This window comes from Saccharopolyspora karakumensis, from assembly GCF_004349225.1.
Classification (GTDB): domain Bacteria; phylum Actinomycetota; class Actinomycetes; order Mycobacteriales; family Pseudonocardiaceae; genus Saccharopolyspora; species Saccharopolyspora endophytica.
The window spans coordinates 52,908-75,251 of sequence record NZ_SMLA01000002.1 but is presented as its reverse complement, the minus strand read 5'-3'; the positions used below and the strand labels follow the sequence as shown (position 1 = coordinate 75,251).

Below are 22,344 nucleotides of genomic sequence, written 5' to 3'. Positions count from 1 at the left end.
GCGGTAGTACGCGTTCCAAGCACGGCCTCGTCATGCCCTCATGACCCTCGCCGGCGCGCGCCCTCCGCCTGACGGACTCGGCAGACCCAGTCCACATCGTCAGGAGGCCCTCGAAAGATGTCTGTCACGACGCTCGACCCACGCGGGGTCAGGTTCACCGCAGCGATGACCAGCGTGATCCTCGCGTTGGGCCTGGTCACCACGAGCTGGCGTGTCATGGCGGCCCAGATGGTTCTGTTCGGTCTGTGCGCGTTCATCGGAATGCAGCTCAACCCGTGGGGCGCGCTGTACCGGACCACCGTGCAGCCCAAGCTCGCTCCGGTCGCTCCGGAAGAGCGCGAGGACCCCGCACCCGTTCGCTTCTCGCAAGGAGTGGGCTTCGTCTTCACCCTCGTGGCCACCATCGGCTACGCGGCGGGCCTGACCACTCTCGGCATCGCGGCAAACGCCTTAGCCCTGGTGGCGGCACTGCTCAACGCGGTGTTCGGCTACTGCCTCGGTTGCCAGATGTACCTGGTGCTCCGCCGGTTCGCGCCGGCCGGGGCGTCCACAACCGACTGACCAAGTTCGAAGATCAACGAAGGAGTCGCTCGATGAGCCGCGCAGAGGTCCTGGTCTCCACCGAGTGGGCCGAAGAGAACCTGAACACCGCCGGGGTGGTGTTCGCCGAGGTGGACGAGGACACCACCGCCTACGACGGCGGCCACATCCCCGGGGCCATCAAGCTGGACTGGAAGAACGACCTGCAGGACCCGGTCCGTCGTGACTTCGTCGACCGCGAGGGCTTCGAGAAGCTGCTGTCCGCCAAGGGCATCGGCAACGACGACACCGTGGTGCTCTACGGCGGCAACAACAACTGGTTCGCCGCCTACGCCTACTGGTACTTCAAGCTCTACGGCCACAGCGACGTCAAGCTGATCGACGGTGGCCGCAAGAAGTGGGAGCTCGACGGACGCGAGCTGACCAAGGAAGGGCCGACCAAGGCCGCGACCACCTACAAGGCCCAGGAGCCGGACACCTCGATCCGCGCCTTCCGGGACGAGGTCGTCGACGCCATCGGCACCAAGAACCTGGTCGACGTGCGCTCGCCCGACGAGTTCTCCGGCAAGCTGCTGGCCCCGGCGCACCTGCCGCAGGAGGCCGCGCAGCGCGGTGGCCACATCCCCAGCGCGATCAACGTGCCGTGGAGCAAGGCCGCGAACGAGGACGGCACCTTCCGCTCCGACGAGGAGCTCAAGGAGATCTACGGCGAGGCCGGGCTGGACACCAGCAAGGACACCATCGCCTACTGCCGCATCGGCGAGCGCTCCTCGCACACCTGGTTCGTGCTGCGCGAGCTGCTCGGCCACCAGAACGTGAAGAACTACGACGGTTCCTGGACCGAGTACGGCTCGCTGATCGGCGTGCCGATCGAGAACCCGTCCGGCGCCTGATCACCCCGGTAACACCGAGCAAGGAGCTTGTGTCATGAGTGGATGCGGAGCGCCGCAGCAGTCGGCAACCGCGGTCGACGAGGCCACTGACCAGGTCGTCGTGGCCGGCAAGGTGCGGGCCGGGGAGTCGCCCGTCGGCGGGGCTTTCGTCCGCCTGCTGGACTCCTCCGGCGAGTTCACCGCCGAGGTCGTCACGTCCGAGGAGGGCGACTTCCGGTTCTACGCGGCTCCGGGCGACTGGACCGTCCGCGCACTGCACCGCAGCGGCAAGGGCGAGTCCCAGGTCTCCCCGACGGGCACCGGCGTCCACGCCGTGGACATCGCGGTCGCCTGATCTGCGCAGTCGAAGGGCCGGTACCTCGATGAGGTGCCGGCCCTTCGCCGTGTCAGGCCTTGCGGGAGCGCAGCAGCGCGAAGGCCCGCTCGTCGCGGTCCGGGGTCCGGGGGTCGGAGTCCTCCTGGCAGCCGACCGTGGTGAAGTCGACGACCTCCCAGCCGGTCCGGTCGAAGATCCGGCGGAGCCCGGTCTCGCTGAAGATCCAGAAGTTGGTGGCGTCGTCGTTGGCCTCGGCCGGGTCAAGCAGGTAGGCCACGGGCTGGTCGGCGATGCGCGTGCCGTCCGGGGTGACCTGGGCGATGCGGGTCGAGACGAAGCACAGCTCCGCGCGCTCGGCCAGGCGCTCCAGCACCAGGAACGGGTTCTTCAGGTGGTAGAGCAGGCCTAGGAAGAACACCGCGCCGTAGCGCTCGGCGGGCAGCCGGAACTGGGTGTCCAGGTCGATCTCGTGCACCTGCGCGCGCGACGGCAGCTCCTCGACCAGGCGCCGGGCGCCGCGCAGGCCGTTGAAGTTGGTGGGCGCGTTGTCGATCAGATCGACCTCGCAGCCCAGCTCGTCCTCCAGGAAGAACCCGAAGTCGCCGTCGGCGGCGCCGATGTCGGCGATGCGGGTGCCTGCGATGCTGTCGAACACCTGCCGCTGCGGCCCGCTGAGCAGGGCGTCCAGGTGGAAGATGTTGGCCATCGTGTCGTACGGGTACCAACCGAAGTCGGCCGGCGCGATCTTGTCCTTGCGCGCCAGCAGCTCCTCGCGGTAGGCCAGCGCGCGCTCGCGCAGCGTCTCGAAGTCCATGTGATCCTCGTCCCGGCTCTGACGTTCCTGGTGTTCAGCGGCCTGTTCCCGCCGCTCACCACGCCGATCATGCCGCACGCCACACTCCGCCGGGACCTCGCCGTGGTTATCCTTCATCCGTGGAACTCCTCGACTTTCTGCACTACGGCCTCGTCACGCTCGTCGGACTCGCTGCGGTCGCGACCATCTGGTTCGCCTTCTACGTCGTGTACCGCCTGTACAACGACTGATGACGGCCTCGTTGTAGCCTCGATGCGATGACTGCAACGCCGAACGAACCGCAGCCGGGCAGCGGCGATGCCGCAGTTGCCGCGGCGGCGGAACGAGCCAAGATCACCCGGGAACTCAACATCCCGGAGTTCGACGACCTCCCGGGCGAGGGCGACACCGCGAACCTGCGGCTGGGCCCCTCGCTCGATGACGCCTGCCTGTCGCTGCTGCCGCTGGTCGGCGTGTGGCGCGGCGAGGGCGAGGCTTCGCACCCGTCGCTGGAGGAGACCTTCCGGTTCATCCAGCAGGTGACGATCTCGCACGACGGCCGCCCGTTCCTCATGTACTCCAGCCGCGCGTGGCGGCTGGACGGCGAGGGCGGCAACGTCGTGGCACCCGCGTTCCGCGAGACCGGCTTCCTCCGCCCGCAGCCCGACGACACGATCGAGTTCATGCTGATGCACTCGACGGGTGTCTCGGAGCTGTTCATCGGGCAGCCGCGCAATACCACGACCTGGGAGTTCGGCACCGACGCAGTGCTGCGCACCCCCACGGGCGAGGACGTCACCGCCGCCAGCCGCCTCTACGGCGTCGTCGACGGAGCCCTCGCCTACGTCGAGGAGCGCGCCACCTCCGCGCACGAACTGCAGCCGCGCCTCTCAGCCAAGCTCGACCGAGTCGCGGGCTGATCTCTGGTCGCCTTCCGTGGCGGTGGGGGTGGGGAACCTGAGCGGCTCCGTGGACTCCGCGCGCCACTCCTGATGCATGCCATACACGGCGTCGCGGCGTGCTCGCCACGAAGCCGCTGGAGAACCCCCGGCGGTGCAGGCTGCTCAGGTGGTGAAGGAGAAAGCGGCTGGTTCACACATCAGTCTCGGATCCCGGAGCCAGAAGACGTCTGAGGTTCCGCCACCCGCACCGCTGAGCAGGTCAAGCGAGGTTCAGTAGTTCGACTCGTAGAGGTTGACGATCTCGGTGTGCAGCGCGTCGTCGGCCTTCACGGACGTGCCGTTGATGGCGCGGACCTGGGTGAGGCGGCGGATGCTGGAGGCGAGCCAGACGCCGTCGGAGTCGAAGAGCGCCGAGGTGGGGAAGTCGACCACCTCGGTCTCCCAGCCCGCCTGCTCGGCCGCGCGGAACAGCGCGCCCTGGGTGGTGCCCGCCAGGACGCCCGAGGCGGGTGGCGTGGTCAGCAGCTTGCGGCCCTGGGCCAGCACGACCGTCGAGGTCGGGCCCTCCAGCACCGTGCCCTCGCTGGCGGTGAAGATGACGTCGTCGGCACCGCGCGCCTCGGCTTCGCGGAGCGCGGCCATGTTCACCGCGTACGACAGCGTCTTGGCCGACAGCAGCAGCCACGGGGCCCTGTCCATCAGGTCCGGCGCGTAGCCGCGGTCCAGGGTCACGACCTCGACCCCGCTGTCGCGCTTGCGCTTGGTGTCGGGACCGACGTCCATGCCCATCGCGAACCCGTGCGGCGTGCCGTCCCCACCGTCGATGCCCCTGGTGCAGACGAACTTCAGGCCCATCTCCGGCTCGGAATCCCACGGCCAGGCGTCGATGACGGCCTGCCCGGCTCGCTCCCAGGCCGCGCGCTCGGGAAGCGGCATCTGCAGCAGCCGCGCGGACCTCTCCATGCGGTCGAGGTGCGGCCCGAGCTCGCGCGGCTCCCGGTCGACGACCAAGATCGTCTCGAAGCAGCCGTCACCTCGCATCACACCGAGGTCATCGGCCCGGAACAGCGGAGCTTCGGGATCGGCGAGGGTCCCGTCCAAAAGTGCCAGTACGCGCATGCCGGAAGGGTAGAGCGTCCAGATCCCGGAGTCGGCTCGGAGGTTACGATCGAGGTGGGTTTCCCCATCCGAGCGCGTCGAGCACGGGAGCGGGCATTGAGCGACCAAGGATCGCTGCGCAGCACTCTGCACCAACGGGGCATGCGCATGACGCCGCAGCGCCAGCTGGTGCTCGACGCCGTGCGCGAGCTGGGCCACGCCACGCCGGAGCAGGCCTGCAAGAAGGTGCAGGAGATCGCCCCGACGATCAACATCACCACCATCTACCGGGCGCTCGACCTGCTCGAACAGCTCGGGCTGGTGCGGCACACCCACCTCGGCCACGGTGCGCCGACCTACTCCGCCGAGGAGCACGAGCACGTCCACCTCGCCTGCCACCGCTGCGGCCGGATCGACGAGGTGGCCATCGAGACGATGGACGAGCTGGCCGACAAGCTGCGCGCCGAGCACGGCTTCGCCCTCGACGCGACGCACCTGGCGCTGTCCGGCACCTGCCGGGAATGCCAGGCCGCCGACATCGGCTGAACCCGGTGTCGCACGAGCACGACTCAAGGAGCGTTGAATGAGTTCACCCACGCTGGATCTGCCGGGCGCGGTGCCCGCGCCGGAGGACTCGGTGGACCGCGGCGTTCCCTGGCACTTCGGCGACCCGTTCGCCGAGCAGCGCTCGGCGGCGCGTTCGGCCGTCCTGGTGGACCGCTCGCACCGCGAGGTCATCGCGGTCCCGGGTGAGGAGCGGCTGAGCTGGTTGCACCTGGTGCTCTCGCAGCACCTCACGGAACTGCCCGACGGGCAGGGAACCGAAGCGCTCGTGCTCGACACCCACGGCCGGGTGGACAGCCACGTGCTGGTCGCCCACCACGAGGGCGTGGTGTACCTGGACACCGACGCGCCCTCGGAGGTCACCAGCGCGCTGCCGACGATCGGCGTGAACGGCAGGCAGTCGCTGCCGGAGTACCTGGAAGCGATGCGGTTCTGGTCGAAGGTCGAGCCGCGCGACGTCACCTCGGAGTTCGCTGTGCTGACGGCGATGGGCCCGGACGCCGGCGGCATCCTCGCCGGGTTCACCGAGGTCCCCTCCGACGCCTACGGGGTGCGCGGACTGCCGGGAGGCGGGTTCGTGCGCAACGTGCCGTTCCGCGCGCTGCAGACCTACGACCTGCTGGTTCCGCGCGAATCGCTGGTCGACTGGTGGCTCAAGCTCACCGACGCCGGCATCCGCCCGTCGGGCACGATGGCGTTCGAGGCGCTGCGCGTGGAGGCGCTGCGGCCCCGGGTCGGGATGGACACCGACGACCGCGCGATCCCGCACGAGCTGGGCTGGATCCACCTCGCCGCGCACGTGGCCAAGGGTTGCTACCGCGGCCAGGAGACGGTCGCGAAGGTCCACAACGTCGGCAAGCCCCCACGCCGGATGGTGCTGCTGCACCTGGACGGGTCGGTGGAGGTCTCGCCGGAGATCGGCGACCCGGTGTTCCACGGCGACCGCAAGGTCGGCCGGGTGGGCAGCGTCGTGCAGCACCACGAGCTCGGGCCGGTGGCGCTGGCGCTGCTCAAGCGCACGGCACCGGTGGACGGGGAGCTGATGGCCGGTGATCCGGAGGAGGAGCGCGCGGTGGCCGCAGCGGTCGACCCGGACTCGGTGCCGCCGGACAGCGGTGAGCCGCCCGGCCGGGTGGCCGCCGACCGGCTCCGCGGCCGGTGACCGGTTAGTTTCGGTAACGGTCCTCAAGTTCTGCGCGCCAAGTGACGTCGGTGTTTGACAGGGCGGGTATGCCTTGAGGCATGCCGGTCGCCCGATCAGGGGTCGTTTCGAACACCGAGGAACGCTGATCGAACGCTCGGCGTCACACTGTTGTCGTAACGACATCACCCGAACTGTTGGCGAGCTCGACCGAATTGCCGGAGGATGGCCACGTGATCGAAGTCCGCCCGGGTGGACGGCGCCGTATCGACAGGGTCCTGTCCCCGGACTACACCAGTGGCATCGAACAACACGTGCTGGGTGATGTGCGCGCGTTGCGGGACGAGGCCGCCCAGGAGGAGACGGACCTGTCCTACCTGCGACGGGTGCTGCACGCGCGCATCGACATCGTGCGCGCCGAGCAGCGCCGCCGGCGCGAGGACGGTTCGCGGTCCGTGGTCGAGCAGCTGGTGAACATCCTGTCCGACAACGCCGTCGGCCCGGCCACCGGCTCGGGCCGCTACCAGACCACCGAGCCCTCGCGGGCCGAGGCGCACCGCAGGCACGTGGAAGCGCTGGTCTCGGACGTGGACCTCTCCGACGTCATGTCGCTGTCCGATGAGAAACTGGACCGGGCGCTGAGCGCCTACACCGCCGAGGAGGACTCGGTCTCGCAGCGCCGTCGCGAGGTTCAGCAGGTCGTGGATCGACTCAACGCAGAGATCGCCCGCCGCTACCGCGAGGGCGCCGCGTCGGTGGATGACCTTCTGGCTGAGGAGCGAGACCGGCGTTGATCCCCCCTGTTCCACTCGTCGAGATCGTCCGAAGTGGACTTCGGGAAGGCGTGCACCACGCTTCGGTGGTGGTGATCGACCCGGACGGTGCGCCCCTGCTCACGCGGGGCGATGCGACCGCTCCGATGTACCCCCGCTCGTCGCTCAAGCCCGCGCAGGCGGCCGGGATGCTGCGCTGCGGGCTCGAACTCCCCTCCGCCGACCTGGCGCTCGCCGCCGCTTCGCACAGCGGCGAGCAGGACCACGTCGCTGGTGTCTCCGAGATGCTGGAGCGGTTCTCGCTCACCGAGGACGACCTGCGCTGCCCGCCGGACCTGCCGCTGGGCCAGGCCGCGCGCCGAGGTGTCTCGCAGGAGCGGCGGATCACCATGAACTGCTCCGGAAAGCACGCCGCGATGCTCGCCACCTGCGTGATCAACGGCTGGTCCACCGCCGACTACCTGGACCCGAAGCACCCGCTGCAGGTCGCGATCGCCGATGCGGTCGTGGACCTGGCCGGCGAGCCGCTGGCCAACACCGCGATCGACGGCTGCGGCGCCCCGCTGTTCGCGATCTCGCTGACCGGGCTGGCCCGGGTGTTCCAGCGGCTGGTCACCACCCCGGTCGGGCAGGCGATGCACGAGCACCCGTGGCTGGTCTCGGGCACCGGCCGCGAGGACGTCCGGCTGATGAGTGCGGCCCCGGGGCTGATCAGCAAGATCGGCGCGGAGGGCGTGTTCGCCTTCGCCCTGCCGGACGGCCGCGCCGCGGCGATCAAGATCGCCGACGGCGGTGACCGCGCCCGGCTGCCGATCGCGGTCGGCATCCTCTCCGCCCTGGGCGTCACGGGCCTGGACGACCTCGCCGAGGAGCCGGTCTACGGCGGAGGCCACCCCGTCGGCTCGGTTCGCCTCATCCCCAACGCCCTGGACTGACCACCCGCTGAAAATTCAGGGCCCGGAACTGCGCGGAGTTTCGGGCCCTGATTTTTCAGCGGCACGCGGATCCTGTCGACCTTGAACGCTTCTCACCTGCACCGCGCACGCGATATGCTCATATAGCGGAACAGATATCCCACATTTCGGGACGGTGAGCATGAGCGCGCAGGACACCTACACGCACGGGCACCACGAGAGCGTGCTGCGGTCGCACCAGTGGCGGACGGCTGAGAACTCGGCCGCGTACCTGCTCGGCGACCTCCGCCCCGGCATCCAGGTGCTCGACGTCGGATGCGGCCCGGGAACGATCACCCTCGACTTCGCCGAACGGGTCGCGCCGGGCCAGGTGCTGGGCGTCGACAACGTCGAGGAACCGCTGGTGATCTCGCGCGCCGCCGCGGCCGAGCGCGGGGTGGACAACGTCCGGTTCGAGGTCGCCGACGTCTACCGCCTGCCGCACGCCGACGACTCCTTCGACGTCGTGCACGCCCACCAGGTCCTGCAGCACCTCACCGACCCGGTCGCCGCGCTCCGCGAGATGCGCCGCGTGTGCAAGCCCGGCGGGGTCGTCGCCGCCCGCGACGCCGACTACGGCGGCATGCGCTGGTCGCCCGATCACCCGGGCATGGACCGCTGGCTGGAGCTCTACCGCGAGGTCGCCCACCGCAACGACGCCTACCCCGACGGCGGCAAGCACCTCAAGACCTGGGCCCTGCAGGCGGGTTTCAGCGATGTCGAGTGCACCGCCTCGGCCTGGTGCTTCGCCACGCCCGAGGAGCGAGCCTGGTGGGGCGATCTCTGGGCGGACCGCATCCGCCAGTCCTCGTTCGCCGAGCAAGCCATCGCCTACGGCCTGACCACCCCGGGCGAACTGGAGTCCCTCGCCCGGGCCTGGCACGCCTGGCGTGACGCCGAAACCGGCTGGTTCGCCGTCCTCAACGGCGAAGTCCGCTGCCGCCCGTGACCTCATCGCCTGCGACGGGCATTCGATTTCAGCGGAAATCGGTTCCCTGATTTCCACTGATATCGGGAAGACCACCCTCGCGGGGCGACCTCCGGAGCATGGGTCGAGCGGGGATCAGTTGTGGTGTTCGCGGGCGGCGAACTCGGACCAGAAGTCCCGGAGCTGCTCGTAGCGGGTGGCGACCTCTTCCGCGTCGTCGGCCTCCATGGCGTCGACGATGGCGTGGACGTCCTCGGCCGAGGTGTCGGCGTCGAGGTCCGACTGGGTCATCAGCTGCACGAGGCCGCCGTAGTCGAGCTCGACGGCGCTGTGCGGGTGGAAGCGCTCCAGCCAGCGCCCGGTCTCCTTGAGGATCCGCGTCGGGCCGTCCTCGCCGATCGACTGCTTCGACACCGAGTGCGCACGGGCCACCCGGCGGCGGGCGTCGGCCATCGCGACCCGCCAGCAGACGCGGCGGCGATCAGGTTCGGTGAACACGCAGCGCTCGGTCGGATCCACCACGACGAACCAGGGCAGCGGAACGGTCCAGGTCGACGACAGCACGTGCACGGCACCGCCGGACAGCTCGCTGACCACCGCACCGGCGCGGGTGCGGGCCTTGTCCACCGACTCCGGCAGAGCCGCCGTGCGCAACGGGATCTCCGCGTCGCCCAGGAACCCCACCAGGGCCGCCGCAGCGCGCCCGTGCACGTCCAGCGGGCACACCAGCGGTCCCGGGCCGACCGTGGCGGCCGGGGCGGTGGGCACGTCCTCGGGGTCCAGCACTAGCACCCCGCCCACGCCTTGGACCTCGCCGTCGGCGTTCTCGCCCGGCAGCAACCTCGGGGGCGCGGCGAGCTGGCTGCGCAGCCACAGGTGCTGCTCCCACAGCCCCGCGTCGAACGGGTCGACGGACCCGCGCTCCACCGCGGCGTCGACTTCCTCGCGCAGCGGTGATTCGAACGACGACAGGGGCTCGTAGACCCTCAGGTAGGCGACGAACGGCTCTGGCACAGCGAGCATGGTGTCATGCCCCCGACGAGCCGGTTCGCGCGACTCACGGCCCTCCGCGAGCCGCGGCGAGCGGTTGATCGAATCGGGCGAGGGCGACGTCACCCAAGACACGGCGGCCAACTCCTGGCACCACGTCGCGTTGAACCGCCTCGACACGGTACGGTAGTTACAGGAAAAGTTGTCGAGATCATGCGGGGCCGGCTTTCCCCTGTCCGCCCCGCACACCCTGTGCGAGGGGGTCGAGCCATGGGGCGCGGCCGGGCTAAGGCCAAGCAGACGAAGGTGGCCCGCGAGCTTAAGTACAGTTCCCCGTCCATGGACATAGAGGCGTTGCAGCGAGAGCTGTCGACCTCGGAGTCCGGCGAGTGGTCCAGCGAAGACCGCGATGACTCGCACGACGACGGGTACGACGACTACGACTACGGTCGACGTTGACGCACTCCTCCGGTGAGAACAGCGGTTTTCGCGCTGTTCGTTCGATGGCGGAGTGCGTCGCTTAGCTCGCAGGACCAACAAGTACGTGGATGGCGCCGCCGGTCACGACCGGCGGCGCCACTCACGTCTGAGAAAACACCCGGAAGCGGAACTGGACACGGCAGGGGCGGTGCGGGATCAACTCCCGCACCGCCCCTCGTGCTGCGCGCGCGAGGACCCTCCAACGGGTGATCGTCACCATGCCGGGAATCCTCGGCGGGGTCCGCTCGTTGTACCCGGTGCCGGCGTCGTGCGCGTGCCCCCGGGCTCCAACTATCGCCTGCTGGGAATACCGTTCGGCTGGAGCCCATCAGTGCCACCCGCCGAGAGGCGGCCCGCACGACCCGGCGTCAACTTCAGGTTCCCATCACCTTGCTCAGCGGTGCGGGTGGGGGAACCTGAGCGGCTCCGTGGACTCCGCGCGCCACTCCTCATGTATGCCAATACGCATCGTCGCGGCGTGCTCGCCACGAAGCCGCTGGAGAACCACCGGCGGTGCGAGTTGCTCAGGTGGGGCAAGGAGAAAGCACCTTCGGTGCTTGCCTGACGGGGTTTTCTTTGTGCGTATGCGAGAAGCCGCAGCTCCCTGGTGGGGGCTGCGGCTCTTTCGTGGTTCGTCAGAAGCGGGGGTGGTTGCCTCGGAGGACGACTCGGTCGTCTTCTCCGGCTCCCTCGACCGTGGGCTGCTTGGCGACCTCGCCGAGGACCCAGGCGGGCACGTGGCGGGCGGTGAGCACGGCCAGGGCGCGGTCGACGTCCTCCGCCGTGACCACGGCGACCATGCCGATGCCCATGTTGAACGTGCGCTCCATCTCCTCCGCCTCGACCCGGCCGCGCTGGGCGATCATCCGGAACACCGGCGCAGGCGTCCAGGTGCCGCGGTCCAGCGTCGCGGTCAGGCCCGACGGGATGACCCGCGCCAGGTTCTCCGCGAGACCACCGCCGGTGACGTGCGCGAACGTTCGGACCTCCGCCTCGGCGGCCAGCGCCAGGCAGTCCTTGGCGTAGATCCGGGTCGGCTCCAGCATCTCCTCGCCGAGGGTGCGGCCGAACTCCTCCACGTGGCCTTCCAGCGGCATCCGCGCCAGGTCCAGCAGCACGTGCCGGGCGAGCGAGTAGCCGTTGGAGTGCAGACCGGACGAGCCCATCGCGATGACCACGTCGCCGGGGCGGACCTTGTCCGGCCCCAGCATCCCGTCGGCCTCCACGACGCCCACGCCGGTGGCGGAGATGTCGTACTCGCCGGGCGCCATCATCCCCGGGTGCTCGGCGGTCTCGCCGCCCAGCAGCGCGCAACCGGCCTGCACGCAGCCCTCGGAGATGCCCTTGACCAGGTCCGCGATCCGGTCCGGGACGACCTGGCCGACGGCGATGTAGTCCTGCAGGAACAGCGGCTCGGCACCGGCGACCACGAGGTCGTCGACGACCATGGCGACCAGGTCGATGCCGACCGTGTCGTGCTTGTCGACGGCCTGCGCCACGGCCAGCTTCGTGCCCACTCCATCGGTGGAGGAGGCCAGCACCGGCTCCTTCCAGCGGTCGAGCTTGAGCTGGAACAGGCCCGCGAACCCACCGAGGGAACCGAGCACCTCCGGCCGGGTCGCGCGCTCCGCCCAGGGGCGGATCTTCTCCACCGCCTCGTCACCGGCCTCGATGCTCACTCCCGCCGCGGCGTAGGTGGCCTTCGGGGTTTCGGATTGGGCAGACCCTGCGATCAGGTCTTCGGACACGACTGGCTCCACATCTAGTGCGATTTGCGATTCGCCGGACGCGCAATCCTGGCACGGCCAACGCTACGCGGCGAAGGTGAGGTCAAGGACGTTGCAGCGCGTCTTCCGCCCCGTAACCGCTGGGTAGCACGGGCTCGGCGGGTCCGGCCACGCCTCGCTCGTTGCCGAGTCCCTCCAGCAGGTACTTGCCGATCCGCGCGTCGTCCGGCAGAGGGATCGGGTACTCGCCGTCGAAGCACGCCGCGCACAACCGGTTGCGGGGCTGCTCGGTGGCGGCGATCAGGCCGTCCAGCGAGACGTAACCGAGGCTGTCGGCGCCGATCGAGCGCCGCACCCCGTCGTCGTCGAGGCCGTTGGCGACCAGTTCGGCGCGGGAGGCGAAGTCGATGCCGTAGAAGCACGGCCACTTCACCGGCGGCGAGGCGATCCGCACGTGGACCTCGACGGCTCCGGCCTCGCGCAGCATCCGCACCAGCGCGCGCTGGGTGTTGCCGCGCACGATGGAGTCGTCGACCACGACCAGCCGCTTGCCGCGGATGACCTCGCGCAGCGGGTTGAGCTTGAGCCGGATGCCGAGCTGCCGGATCGTCTGCGAGGGCTGGATGAACGTCCGGCCCACGTAGGAGTTCTTCACCAGGCCGTTGCCGTAGGGGATGCCGGACGCCTGGGCGTAGCCGACCGCGGCCGGGGTGCCCGACTCCGGGACCGGGATGACCAGGTCGGCGTCGACCGGGTGCTCCTTGGCCAGCTTGCGGCCGATCTCCACGCGGGTGCCGTGCACCGTGCGGCCGGAGATCGTGGTGTCCGGGCGCGCCAGGTAGACGTACTCGAACACGCAGCCCTTGGGCTTGGGGTTGGCGAAGGACTGCGAGCGCAGCCCGTCGGCGTCGATGGCCAGCAGCTCACCGGGCTCGACCTCGCGGACGAACGACGCGCCGACGATGTCCAGCGCGGCGGTCTCGCTGGCCACGACCCAGCCGCGTTCGAGGCGACCGAGCACCAGCGGGCGCACGCCCTGCGGATCGCGGACCGCGTAGAGGGTGTCCTCGTCGCAGAAGACCATCGAGAACGCGCCCGAGACGGTCGGGAACAGCTCCATCGCGGCCTGCTCCAGGCCGATGTCCGCGGCCTTGGCCGCGAGCATGCCGGTGACCAGGTCGGAGTCGCTGGTGGCGCGTTCGCATCCGTTGGCGGGCGACGACAGGTTACCGCCGTCGACCTTGCCGAAGTCGCGCGCGCGTTCCAGCAGCTCGGCGGTGTTGACGAGGTTGCCGTTGTGGCCGAGCGCGAGGCCGCTGCCGGCACCGGTGGTGCGGAAGGTCGGCTGCGCGTTCTCCCAAGAACCTCCACCGGTGGTGGAGTACCGGCAGTGCCCGACCGCGACGTGACCGTGCAGCGAAGCGAGCGTCTGCTCGGTGAACACCTGGCTGACCAAGCCCAGATCCTTGTAGACGACCACCTGAGAGCCGTCGCCGACGGCGATGCCGGCGGCTTCCTGGCCTCGGTGCTGGAGGGCGTAGAGCCCGTAGAACGAGAGCTTGGCGACTTCTTCGCCGGGGGCCCAGACGCCGAACACGCCGCATTCTTCGCGGGGGATGTCCCGCTCCAACGCGTCGGCGGAGGTGTCGAAGGTCGGAAAGGGCAGGTCCGTTGTCGTGCTGGCACTAGCCGGACGGTCGGTGACCACCGAGAACTCCCTGGATGACGGAGTCGGAGTTACACCTCAGTGTAAGGCGCGGGAAACCTGGGCGAACCCCACCCGAAGCGTGTCGGCCATCTCATCACAACACGTAGCAGGTCCGAAGCCCTCAGCCCTGCTCCACGCGCACGATCGGGAGCCACTGGGAGACGTCGGAGCGCGAGCCCGAAGCGGTCAGCAGACCGCCTTCGACGGCGTCGGACCAGGTCAGGCGCCCGGTCGCGAGCAGCAGCCAGGTGCGCGGATCGGTCTCGACGACGTTCGGCGGGGTGCCGCGGGTGTGCCTGGGCCCTTCGACGCACTGCACGGCCGCGAACGGCGGGACCCGCACCTCGACGCTGTTGCCGGGCGCGATCTGCTCCAGTGTCCGCAGGCTCAGCCGCACGGCCTTGGCCATCTCGGGCCTGGCCGGACGACGTTCGGCGTCGTCGAGCCACTCGCGCACGGCGGTGACCGCCTCGCGCATCTCCCCGGGGTCCACCGCACCGCGCTTCGGCATGGCGCGAAGTCTAGTGCCGGGCGGTCGTGGTCCGAGCTGACCGGGGAAAAGGGACTTCGATCATGGAAGCTCAGGGCTGGAAACGCCCGATCGTGCGCCTCGGTGCCGGTGCTCAGATGTGCAGAACCGGTGCCGAGACGCCTGATCGATTCACCCGCCAGATCGATTCACAGCCAGCCGAGCTTGACCGCCTGCATACCGGCCTGGAACCGCGTCTCCACGCCGAGCCGCGAGATCAGCTCGCGCACCCGCCGGTGCGCCGTGCGAGCGCTGAAGCCCATCAGCCGGCCGATCGTGTCGTCGGTGGCGCCCGAGGCCAGCAGCGACAGGATCCACCGCTCCTCCTCGGTGGGCCGCAGCTCGTTGCCCTCGAGGTCCTGGTTGGCCGTGAACGGCGCCGCGTAGCGCCACAGGTCCTCGAAGATGCGGGCGATCGCCGCCAGCATCGCCGAGCTGCGCACCACGACCGCGCTCTCCACCGAGGTCTCGGTGACGGTCAGCGGCAGCAGCGCGATCTCGTTGTCCACCATGATCAGCTTGGTCGGCGCCACGTGGATCACCCGCGCCTGCTCGCCCAGCGCGACGAGCTTGGTCGTGATGTCCAGCTGCGGGGGACGAGCGAGCGCGGAGCGGTCGTAGAGCACCTGGTAGCGCACGCCTTCGGCGAGCTTGCGCGATTCCAGCGAGTCCAGCGTGCCGGTCTGCGCGTAGGGCGGTTTGGCAACGCCCTGCACCAGGTGCGTGGCGCTGGCCTGCAGCTCGTACGCCGCCCAGCCGACCCGCTTGGCCCCGTGCACGACCTGCAGCACTCCGCCGCTGCCCGCCTGCGCCCGAGCCGCTCGGGTGACCGATGCGACCTGCGCCTGCACGGCGCGCTGGCTGAGCTGTTCCGGTGCGCCCGGCTCGGCCACCCCGGTCGGTGCCTTGGTCAGTTCCTCGGTGTATCCGGGTAACACGGCACATCCCTCCTCGATGTGCCCCGGCGACGCCCGCCTGCGATCAGGCGCGGGCACCGCAATGGACACTGAGCTCCCCCTGTTGTTGGCAACGTATCCACCGGGAACAACCGCCGGAACCGACTTTCGCCGGACAAGATGGGCGACGAACGTGTTTACGCCCGGTCAGCGGAGCCCCGATACCCCCGAAAGCAGCGCCTTCACGCAGCGCGGGCCCTCCCTGAAGCGCTCAGGAAGGGCCCGCGACGGCGCTCTATCGCGTCAGGCGATCACAGGTCGCCGATCTGCAGGAGGTCGGCGAGGGTGCCCTGCGGGGCGCCCTGGACGACACCCGCGGACGCCTGGCCCTGCAGGCCCTTGATGACGTCGGCCGGAGCGGTGCCCGGGTTGGCGCCCAGGAACAGCGCGCCGACGCCGGCCACGTGCGGGCTGGCCATCGAGGTGCCGCTCATCGCCTCGGTGCTGCCACCGGGAACGGTGGAGACGATGTCCACGCCGGGGGCGTAGCCCTCGACGGTGGCGCCGAAGTTGGTGAACTCGGCGGAGGTGTCGGTGTTGTCCGACGCGGCCGTGGTGAACACGCCCTCGGCGCTGGCCGGGGACACCTGCTCGGCGTCCTGCGACTCGTTGCCGGCGGCGACGGCGAGGAACACGCCGCTGTTGACCAGGTTGGTGGCCGCCTCGTCGAGGGCCGGGTCCTTCGGACCACCCAGCGACATGTTGGCGACGGAGTTCTCGTCGTGGTTCTGGGCGACCCAGTCGATGCCGCCGACGACGGACTCGGTGGTGCCCTGGCCCTGGTCGTCCAGGACGCGGACGCCGACGAGCTTGACGGCCGGGGCGACACCGTAGGTGTTGGAGCCGATGGTGCCGGCGACGTGCGTGCCGTGGCCCTGCTTGTCGATGCCGTCGCCACCGGTGGCGTCGAAGCCGACCGAGGCGCGACCGCCGAAGTCGGGGTGGTCGGGCGCGATGCCGGTGTCGATGATGTAGGCGGTCACGCCCTCACCCTTGCCGGTGGGGGTGTAGCTGTCGTCCAGCGGCAGGGCCGGCTGGTCGATGCGGTCCAGGCCCCACGAGCCGACGGCGGCCGGCTTCACGTCGGGCTCGACCGCCATGCGGTAGCTCTGCGAGATGTTCTGGACCTTGTCGTTGGCCCGGACCTTCGCCAGCTGCTCGGGGTTGAGCTTGGCCGAGAAGCCGTTGATCGACTTGGTGTAGGTGTGCCGGGCCTGGACGCCCAGTTCCTCGGCGACGCCCTGCGGGGCGATGCCGTCCTTGAGGTTGACGATGTAGACGTCCGCGGTGTCCCTGGACTGAGCCTGCGGGTGCAGGGTCAGCGGGGCGAGTTCGTCCTGCGGCTGTGCGCCGGCGGGAGATCCGGCGAACACGAGCGCCGCCGCGGCAACCCCTGCCCCGGTGCCGAAGAGCAGCTTCCTCATGCGTTCCCCTCCTTCAAACGGTTCCGCTCGGGTGGGGCCGAGCGGAGGTGTTTCAGAGCGGAACGTAACCAGCGAGTGCACTCATATGGGCGACGTTGGCGATTTTGCGCCAAACAATCGGACGTTGGGGTTAACGCGTTCCCAATCGGACCAGACTTACCGGGAATGAGCAGCTGAAACCTTCGAAAGCGCAAGGGGCTGAACGGCCCGGCGATCGCCGGATTTCCCAGTTGTTACCCGCAAGTAGGGGTAACACTGCGTACTCAATATAACGGAGGGTGCGGACGCTCTAACGGGTGGCGGCTACCCAGCGCCGCAACCGCAGCCGGACCTCCTCGACGTACTCGTCGGACTGCTCGGCATCGCCGTCGGCCGACTCCGGATCCACGCCGTAGGTCATCCCGTAGTAGCGGTACAGCGCCCGTTCCGTCGCCAGCGGCAGGTCGCCCTTGTCCAGATCGACCCGCGGCGCCTGGCGGACGGCCTCCTTGCCGACCGAGACGGTGACCGTGTCGCCGTCGAAAGCGGCGCCGTCGAGCGGCACGAAGCTCTCGTTCGTGCCGAACAAGCCGGTTTGGACCGTGATCCACGCGGGTTGTTCGGTGTCGTCGTCGATGAACAGCTGTCCCACGATGCCGATGCGCTGCCCCGCCGGATCGAAGACCTCGCACCCGAACATGCGCAACGCTTCCCGCTGACCGATCATCGAGCACCCCTCCCCGCAAAGCCCGGGAACCAAGTCTCCCCCTTCGTCGCGCGGGGCGGCACCTCAAAACGGCGGACTGACCTCTTCGGACCACGCCGGGCGAAGAATGGGACCCTTCAACGGGAACGCTCGGCAGTCGCGGGGCGTGTTCTTGTCCAGCCGAGCTAACGGAGTCTCGAACCTCATGACCGAACCCACGCCGCCGATCACCGACGAGATGCGGGCGCACGCCAAGGAGAACCCGAACACCTGGCTGTACATCGCCGACCCGGGCTACGCCCAGGACGAAGAGGGCGACATGCCGCCGGAGGGCGTCGTCGGTGCTTACCGGATCGATGAGAACGGCGTGATCGACGAGGAGTTCCAGTTCAACGAGCAGTACGTCCCCTCGGACCTGATGCTGCACCGGCCGGAACCGAGCAACGACCTGGAGCGCGTGCTCGACGAGATCGCCGACGGCGAGCGCCCGGAGGACGACCTGCCGCAGGCCGTGCTGGACGGCGAGGTGATGCTCTACGCGCCGTCGGCCGACGACCGCAACGTCTACACCGCCGAGATGTCCGACGGCACCACGCTGGTCCCTGCCTGCACGTCGGCCTCGCGGGTTCCCGAGGACTGGCCGGGCTACCGCACGGTTCCCGGCTCCTGGCTGCCCGACGTCCTCGGCGGCTACGACCTCGGCCTCAACCTGCACGAAGCCGTCCAGGCCGTCATCCCCAACGGCGTCCTCGTCCAGTTCGCCGAGGACCGAGGTGAATGAAGCAGCGCCTCTCGCTCAGCGGTGCGGGTAGCGGAATCCGACCGGCGGTGCCGGCCCGCGAGGGCGGCGCGCTGAGGAGCCGGCTTCGCCGGTGGCCGTCGCGACTCGATCGACGGATGGCCGGTCGCTCACGTCGAACCTAGGGTCGGCGGGGTGACCGGACCAGGACTGATCGAGGACTACGCGCTGCTGTCCGACCTGCGCACGGCCGCCCTCGTGGGCAAGGACGGCTCTCTCGACTGGTTGTGCCTGCCGCGCTTCGACGCACCCGCCTGCTTCGCGCGGCTGCTCGGCGGTGAGGGCCGCTGGGCGATCGCCCCGACGGAGCCGGTGCGCGAGGTCCGCCGCCGGTACCGGGAGAACTCCCTGGTGCTGGAGACGGAGTTCCGCACCGACTCCGGCGTGCTGCAACTGATCGACTTCATGCCGCCGCACGAGGTGAACCAGCACGACGAGCCGTGCGTGGTGCGGATCGTCGAGGGCGTGTCCGGCGAGGTCGGCTTCCAGCTCGACTGGGTGCTGCGCTTCGACTACGGCGATTCGGTGCCGTGGGTGCGCCGGGTCGGCGAGACCGACCCGGTGCTCGACGAGTACGTCCTGGGCATCGCCGGTCCGCACACCGTCGTGCTGCGCGGCGAGGAACTGCCCACCCGGGTCGACGGCGAACGCGCCCACCGCCACACCGGGACGATCTCCGCCGGTCAGCGCATGTCCTGGGTGCTGCAGTGGTCCTCGGACCCCGACCAGCTGCCCGCGCCGATGGACCCGGAGCAGGAACTGCTGGAGTGCGAGGAGTTCTGGCGGAACTGGTCGGCCAAGATCGTCTACGACGGGCCCTACCCGAAGGCCGTGCGCCGCTCGCTCGCCACGCTCAAGGCGCTGATCTACGCGCCCACCGGGGGCATCGTCGCCGCCCCCACCACCTCGTTGCCGGAAGCCGTCCCCGGCAACCGCAATTGGGACTACCGCTACTGCTGGCTCCGCGATGCGACGCTGGTGCTGCTCGCCCTCGACGACCTCGGCTGCACCTCCGAAGCCGAGGCGTGGCGGCGCTGGCTGGTCCGCTCCGTCGCCGGCGACCCCGCCGACCTGCAGATCATGTACGGCGTCGGCGGCGAACGGCACCTGATCGAGTGGGAAGCGGACTGGCTGCGCGGGTACCGGGACACCGGCCCCGTCCGGGTCGGCAACGCCGCCTACCGGCAGCGGCAGCTGGACGTCTACGGCGAGGTGATGGACGCGCTGCACCTGGCCCGCGAACGCGGGCTGGTGGAGAGCGAGGACTCGTGGGCGGTGCAGCGCGGCATGCTCTCCCACCTGGAGCGGATCTGGCGGCAACCCGATCGCGGGCTGTGGGAGGTGCGCGGGCCGGACCGGCACTTCACGCACTCGCAGGTGATGGTGTGGGTCGCCTTCGACCGCGCGGTGCGCGGAGCCGAGGAGGACGGGCTGCCGGGACCGGTCGAGCACTGGCGGCAGCTGCGCGACGAGGTCCGCGAGGAGGTGCTGCGGCGCGCGTGGAACCCCGAGATCCGCGCGTTCACCCAGTTCTACGGCGGAACCTCGCTGGACGCCTCGGTCCTGCTGCTGCCCGCGGTCGGCTTCCTCTCCGGCCGCGACGACCGGATGCGCAGCACCGTCGACGCGATCCAGCGCGAGCTCCAGCACGGGGTGCTGGTCGACCGCTACACGACCACCGACGAGCCGAGCGAGCTCGACGGTCTGAGCGGGCGGGAGGGCTCGTTCCTGGCCTGCTCGTTCTGGATGGTCGACGCGCTGGTCTACTGCGGCCGGCGCGGCGAGGCGGAGCGGATGTTCGCCGAACTCGTCGAGATGGCCAACGACGTCGGCCTCTACTCCGAGGAGTTCGACGCCGAGAGCGGTTGCTTCACCGGCAACTTCCCGCAAGCGTTCAGCCACCTCGCGCTGGTCAACTCGGCGGCGGTCCTCTACGGCGGCCGCACGCGGGAGCAGAAGTCCCGCCGGAACGGGACGGCGGCCGACACCTCGGCCGCTCAGTCCAGGTGGGAGAAGATGTAGTCGGTGACCGTCTGGGGATCGCCCGGCTTGGCCCAGAGGTAGCCCTGCCCGGTCTCGCAGCCGATCTCGGCCATGCGTCGGGCCTGGGCCTGGGTTTCCACGCCCTCGGCGGTGACCGTGAGACCGAGCGTGTGGGCGAGGTCGACGAGGGTGCCGACGATGCGGGCGTCGACCGGATCGGCGCGTTCGGCGTCGCGCAGCCCCTCCATGAACGAACCGGCGATCTTGAGCTCGTGCACCGGGAGATGCCGCAGGTAGGCCAGGTTGGAGTAGCCGGTGCCGAAGTCGTCGATGGCGATGCGCACGCCCATCCGCGACAGCGCGCGCAGCTTGTCCAGCGGCTCGTCGGCGGTGGACATGATCGTGCTCTCGGTCAGCTCCAGCTGGAGCCGGTGCGGGGCGAGTCCCGTGTCCTCCAGGATCTCGGCGACGTCGCGGACCAGGTTCGGGTCGCGCGACTGCCGGACCGCGAGGTTGACGCTGACGAACGGTGCCGAGTCGCCGAACCGGTCCTGCCACCGCTTGGCCTGCTCGCACGCCTTGTGCAGCACCCACCGGCCGAGCGGGACGATCAGCCCGGTCTCCTCGGCGAGCCCGATGAACTTGTCCGGCCCGAGCCTGCCGAGGTCCGGATGCGCCCAGCGCACCAGCGCCTCGACGCCCACGACCGAGCTGTCCCGCAGCCCGATCAGCGGCTGGTAGTCCACGTAGAACTCGTCGCGCTCCAGCGCCGCGGGCATCGACGCGGCCAGCCGCAGCCGGGCGACCTCGTTGGCGTTGCGCTCCTGGTCGAACTGCGCCCAACGGCCCTTGCCGTCGGACTTCGCCCAGTACAGCGTCACGTCGGCGTCGCGCATCAGCTCGGCGGCGGTCTGCCCGTCGACGTTGCGCTCGACGATGCCGATGCTGGCCGAGACGGTCAGCTCGTGGCCGTCGATGCGGATCGGCTCGTCGATGACCGACAGCACCTGCTCGGCGATCTCGACCGCCTGCTCGGTTCCGGTGGAGTTCTGCAGCAGGATGACGAACTCGTCGCCGCCCATGCGCGCGACCAGCCGGTCGTCGCCGTGCACCGCGGCGGCGAGCCGCTCGGCGACGGTCACCAGCAGTTCGTCGCCGACGTGGTGACCGAGGCTGTCGTTGATGACCTTGAAGCCGTCGAGGTCCATGTAGCACAACGCGATCCGGTCGTCGGGATCGTGGCGCCTGAGGATCGACTCCAGCCGGTCGAGGAACAGCGCCCGGTTCGGCAACGTCGTCAGCGGATCGTGCATCGCCTGGTAGCGGAGCCGTTCCTGCAGCTCGCGGCGGTCGGTCACGTCCTCGATCAGGGCGACCTGGTAGAGCGGCTTGCCGTCGTCGTCGCGGATCAGCGACACGAACAGCTCGGTCCACACCGTCTTGCCGCTGGGCCGGGAGAACTGCTTCTCGACCCGGAACTGCTCGCGCTCGCCGCGGACGAGCTCGTCGTAGAGCCGCCATGTCCGGTCGGGGTCCTCCGGATGCATCATGTCGGCCACCTGCATCCGCCGGATGTCATCGGCCGAACGCCCCATGATGCGCGTCAGCGAGTCGTTGACCTCCAGTATGCGGCCCTCGGTGTCTCCGATGCCGATGCCGATGGCGGCCTCGGAGAAGATCGCCCGGAAGCGGGCCTCGCTGGTGCGCAACGCCAGCTCGACGGCGTCGCGCGCGTCGAGCACGGCCTGCCGGATGGCCTCCTGCTCGTCGAGCGTGCGCTTGCGCGCGGCCTGCACCGCGGCGACGCGCTTGCGCCACACCGGGTCGTCGCCGAGCCGCAGCACGTCGAGCATCTCGTCACCGATGAGCTCGACGGTGCGGGCCAGCGACTCGGAGCTGGTGAAGTGCACACCGATGAGGTCAGCGCCCACCGCGCGGGCGGGCGAGGCGTCGAAGGGTTCGCCGACCAGCGCGTCGACCAGGCGGTCGGTGTAGCCGTGCAGACGGCCTTCGACCTCGGCGCTGGTCATCGGCACGTAGCTGGTTCCCATCAGCGCCTGCGCCCAGACCGCGGCGAAGCGTCGTCGGTCCGTTCGGTTCACCTTGGCGGCCACCTCGTGAGCGCTGGGCACCGGCGCGGTCCAGCCAGTCATGCCTGGGCG

Annotated in this window: 22 protein-coding genes; 12 read left to right on the top strand and 10 right to left on the bottom strand. The window is 69.9% G+C overall.

The annotated features are described in order from the left end of the window. Nucleotides 1–117: 117 nt before the first annotated feature. From E1202_RS01575 to E1202_RS01565, 3 genes are read left to right on the top strand one after another with little or no spacing between them, the layout of a single operon-like run. Nucleotides 118–561, top strand: coding sequence for a DUF4395 domain-containing protein (locus E1202_RS01575; protein WP_132680464.1), 444 nt, complete (start codon nt 118–120; stop codon nt 559–561). A 32-nt stretch (nt 562–593) separates the two neighbouring features. Next, nucleotides 594–1,433 (top strand): sulfurtransferase, encoded by an 840-nt coding sequence (locus E1202_RS01570; protein ID WP_132680463.1) that lies wholly within the window; start codon nt 594–596, stop codon nt 1,431–1,433. Nucleotides 1,434–1,467: 34 nt separating this feature from the next. After that, entirely contained in the window at nt 1,468–1,767 is a 300-nt protein-coding gene (locus tag E1202_RS01565) for a DUF1416 domain-containing protein (protein ID WP_132680462.1), read from the top strand. Between the two features lie 52 nt (nt 1,768–1,819). On the opposite strand, the gene E1202_RS01560 is transcribed toward E1202_RS01565, so the two are convergent. Beyond that, on the bottom strand, nt 1,820–2,563 hold the full coding sequence (locus E1202_RS01560; RefSeq protein WP_132680461.1) for a class I SAM-dependent methyltransferase: 744 nt from the start codon (nt 2,561–2,563) through the stop codon (nt 1,820–1,822). 257 nt (nt 2,564–2,820) lie between these two features. On the opposite strand from E1202_RS01560, the gene E1202_RS01555 reads away from it, so the two are divergent. Then, nucleotides 2,821–3,462 carry an FABP family protein gene (locus E1202_RS01555; RefSeq protein WP_132680460.1) on the top strand — a complete coding sequence of 214 codons (642 nt, stop codon included), beginning with the start codon at nt 2,821–2,823 and terminating at the stop codon, nt 3,460–3,462. A gap of 252 nt (nt 3,463–3,714) precedes the next feature. Here the strand turns inward: E1202_RS01555 and E1202_RS01550 are convergent, their stop codons facing one another. Next, nucleotides 3,715–4,563, bottom strand: coding sequence for an aminodeoxychorismate lyase (locus tag E1202_RS01550; RefSeq protein WP_132680459.1), 849 nt, complete (start codon nt 4,561–4,563; stop codon nt 3,715–3,717). Between the two features lie 96 nt (nt 4,564–4,659). Here E1202_RS01550 and E1202_RS01545 point away from each other — a divergent pair, with 96 nt between their 5' ends. The 5 genes from E1202_RS01545 to E1202_RS01525 all read left to right on the top strand — a co-directional run bounded on the left by E1202_RS01545 (nt 4,660) and on the right by E1202_RS01525 (nt 8,922). After that, nucleotides 4,660–5,088 carry a Fur family transcriptional regulator gene (locus E1202_RS01545; protein WP_246536093.1) on the top strand — a complete coding sequence of 143 codons (429 nt, stop codon included), beginning with the start codon at nt 4,660–4,662 and terminating at the stop codon, nt 5,086–5,088. Between the two features lie 37 nt (nt 5,089–5,125). Beyond that, nucleotides 5,126–6,268: a CAF17-like 4Fe-4S cluster assembly/insertion protein YgfZ gene (gene ygfZ / locus E1202_RS01540; protein ID WP_132680458.1), complete on the top strand. Its 1,143-nt coding sequence runs from the start codon at nt 5,126–5,128 to the stop codon at nt 6,266–6,268. Nucleotides 6,269–6,480: 212 nt separating this feature from the next. Continuing rightward, nucleotides 6,481–7,041: an RsiG family protein gene (locus E1202_RS01535; protein WP_132671944.1), complete on the top strand. Its 561-nt coding sequence runs from the start codon at nt 6,481–6,483 to the stop codon at nt 7,039–7,041. Next, nucleotides 7,038–7,955, top strand: coding sequence for an asparaginase (locus tag E1202_RS01530; RefSeq protein ID WP_132680457.1), 918 nt, complete (start codon nt 7,038–7,040; stop codon nt 7,953–7,955). Before E1202_RS01535 ends, E1202_RS01530 begins: the two co-directional genes overlap by 4 nt. A gap of 160 nt (nt 7,956–8,115) precedes the next feature. Next, nucleotides 8,116–8,922, top strand: a complete 807-nt coding sequence (locus E1202_RS01525) for a methyltransferase domain-containing protein (protein ID WP_132680456.1) — start codon at nt 8,116–8,118, stop codon at nt 8,920–8,922. Between the two features lie 114 nt (nt 8,923–9,036). Here the strand turns inward: E1202_RS01525 and E1202_RS01520 are convergent, their stop codons facing one another. Then, nucleotides 9,037–9,915: a hypothetical protein gene (locus tag E1202_RS01520; protein ID WP_132680455.1), complete on the bottom strand. Its 879-nt coding sequence runs from the start codon at nt 9,913–9,915 to the stop codon at nt 9,037–9,039. Nucleotides 9,916–10,161: 246 nt separating this feature from the next. Here E1202_RS01520 and E1202_RS01515 point away from each other — a divergent pair, with 246 nt between their 5' ends. Next, nucleotides 10,162–10,350, top strand: coding sequence for a DUF3073 domain-containing protein (locus E1202_RS01515; RefSeq protein ID WP_093419982.1), 189 nt, complete (start codon nt 10,162–10,164; stop codon nt 10,348–10,350). A gap of 656 nt (nt 10,351–11,006) precedes the next feature. Here E1202_RS01515 and purM read toward each other — a convergent pair. From purM to E1202_RS01485, 6 genes are all read right to left on the bottom strand, one after another. After that, entirely contained in the window at nt 11,007–12,119 is a 1,113-nt protein-coding gene (gene purM / locus E1202_RS01510; protein WP_132680454.1) for a phosphoribosylformylglycinamidine cyclo-ligase, read from the bottom strand. Between the two features lie 82 nt (nt 12,120–12,201). Then, nucleotides 12,202–13,764, bottom strand: coding sequence for an amidophosphoribosyltransferase (gene purF, locus E1202_RS01505; RefSeq protein WP_132680614.1), 1,563 nt, complete (start codon nt 13,762–13,764; stop codon nt 12,202–12,204). Nucleotides 13,765–13,927: 163 nt separating this feature from the next. Next, nucleotides 13,928–14,317 (bottom strand): sterol carrier family protein, encoded by a 390-nt coding sequence (locus E1202_RS01500; RefSeq protein WP_132680453.1) that lies wholly within the window; start codon nt 14,315–14,317, stop codon nt 13,928–13,930. Nucleotides 14,318–14,484: 167 nt separating this feature from the next. After that, complete coding sequence (locus E1202_RS01495; RefSeq protein WP_132680452.1) at nt 14,485–15,273, bottom strand: helix-turn-helix domain-containing protein; 789 nt, start codon at nt 15,271–15,273, stop codon at nt 14,485–14,487. 269 nt (nt 15,274–15,542) lie between these two features. Beyond that, entirely contained in the window at nt 15,543–16,715 is a 1,173-nt protein-coding gene (locus E1202_RS01490) for a S8 family peptidase (RefSeq protein ID WP_132680451.1), read from the bottom strand. A 289-nt stretch (nt 16,716–17,004) separates the two neighbouring features. Beyond that, nucleotides 17,005–17,421, bottom strand: a complete 417-nt coding sequence (locus tag E1202_RS01485) for a PRC-barrel domain-containing protein (protein ID WP_132680450.1) — start codon at nt 17,419–17,421, stop codon at nt 17,005–17,007. A gap of 184 nt (nt 17,422–17,605) precedes the next feature. Between E1202_RS01485 and E1202_RS01480 the strand changes: the two genes are divergently transcribed. Continuing rightward, a complete protein-coding gene (locus E1202_RS01480) occupies nt 17,606–18,181 on the top strand; it encodes a type VII secretion system-associated protein (protein WP_132680449.1) in 576 nt (191 codons plus the stop codon). A 153-nt stretch (nt 18,182–18,334) separates the two neighbouring features. Then, nucleotides 18,335–20,221 (top strand): glycoside hydrolase family 15 protein, encoded by a 1,887-nt coding sequence (locus E1202_RS01475; RefSeq protein WP_207918419.1) that lies wholly within the window; start codon nt 18,335–18,337, stop codon nt 20,219–20,221. Here E1202_RS01475 and E1202_RS01470 read toward each other — a convergent pair. Then, the gene (locus E1202_RS01470) at nt 20,197–22,335 is read right to left on the bottom strand and encodes a putative bifunctional diguanylate cyclase/phosphodiesterase (protein ID WP_207918418.1); all 2,139 of its coding nucleotides are present in this window, start codon (nt 22,333–22,335) and stop codon (nt 20,197–20,199) included. The genes E1202_RS01475 and E1202_RS01470 overlap by 25 nt on opposite strands. Between the last annotated feature and the right edge of the window lie 9 nt (nt 22,336–22,344).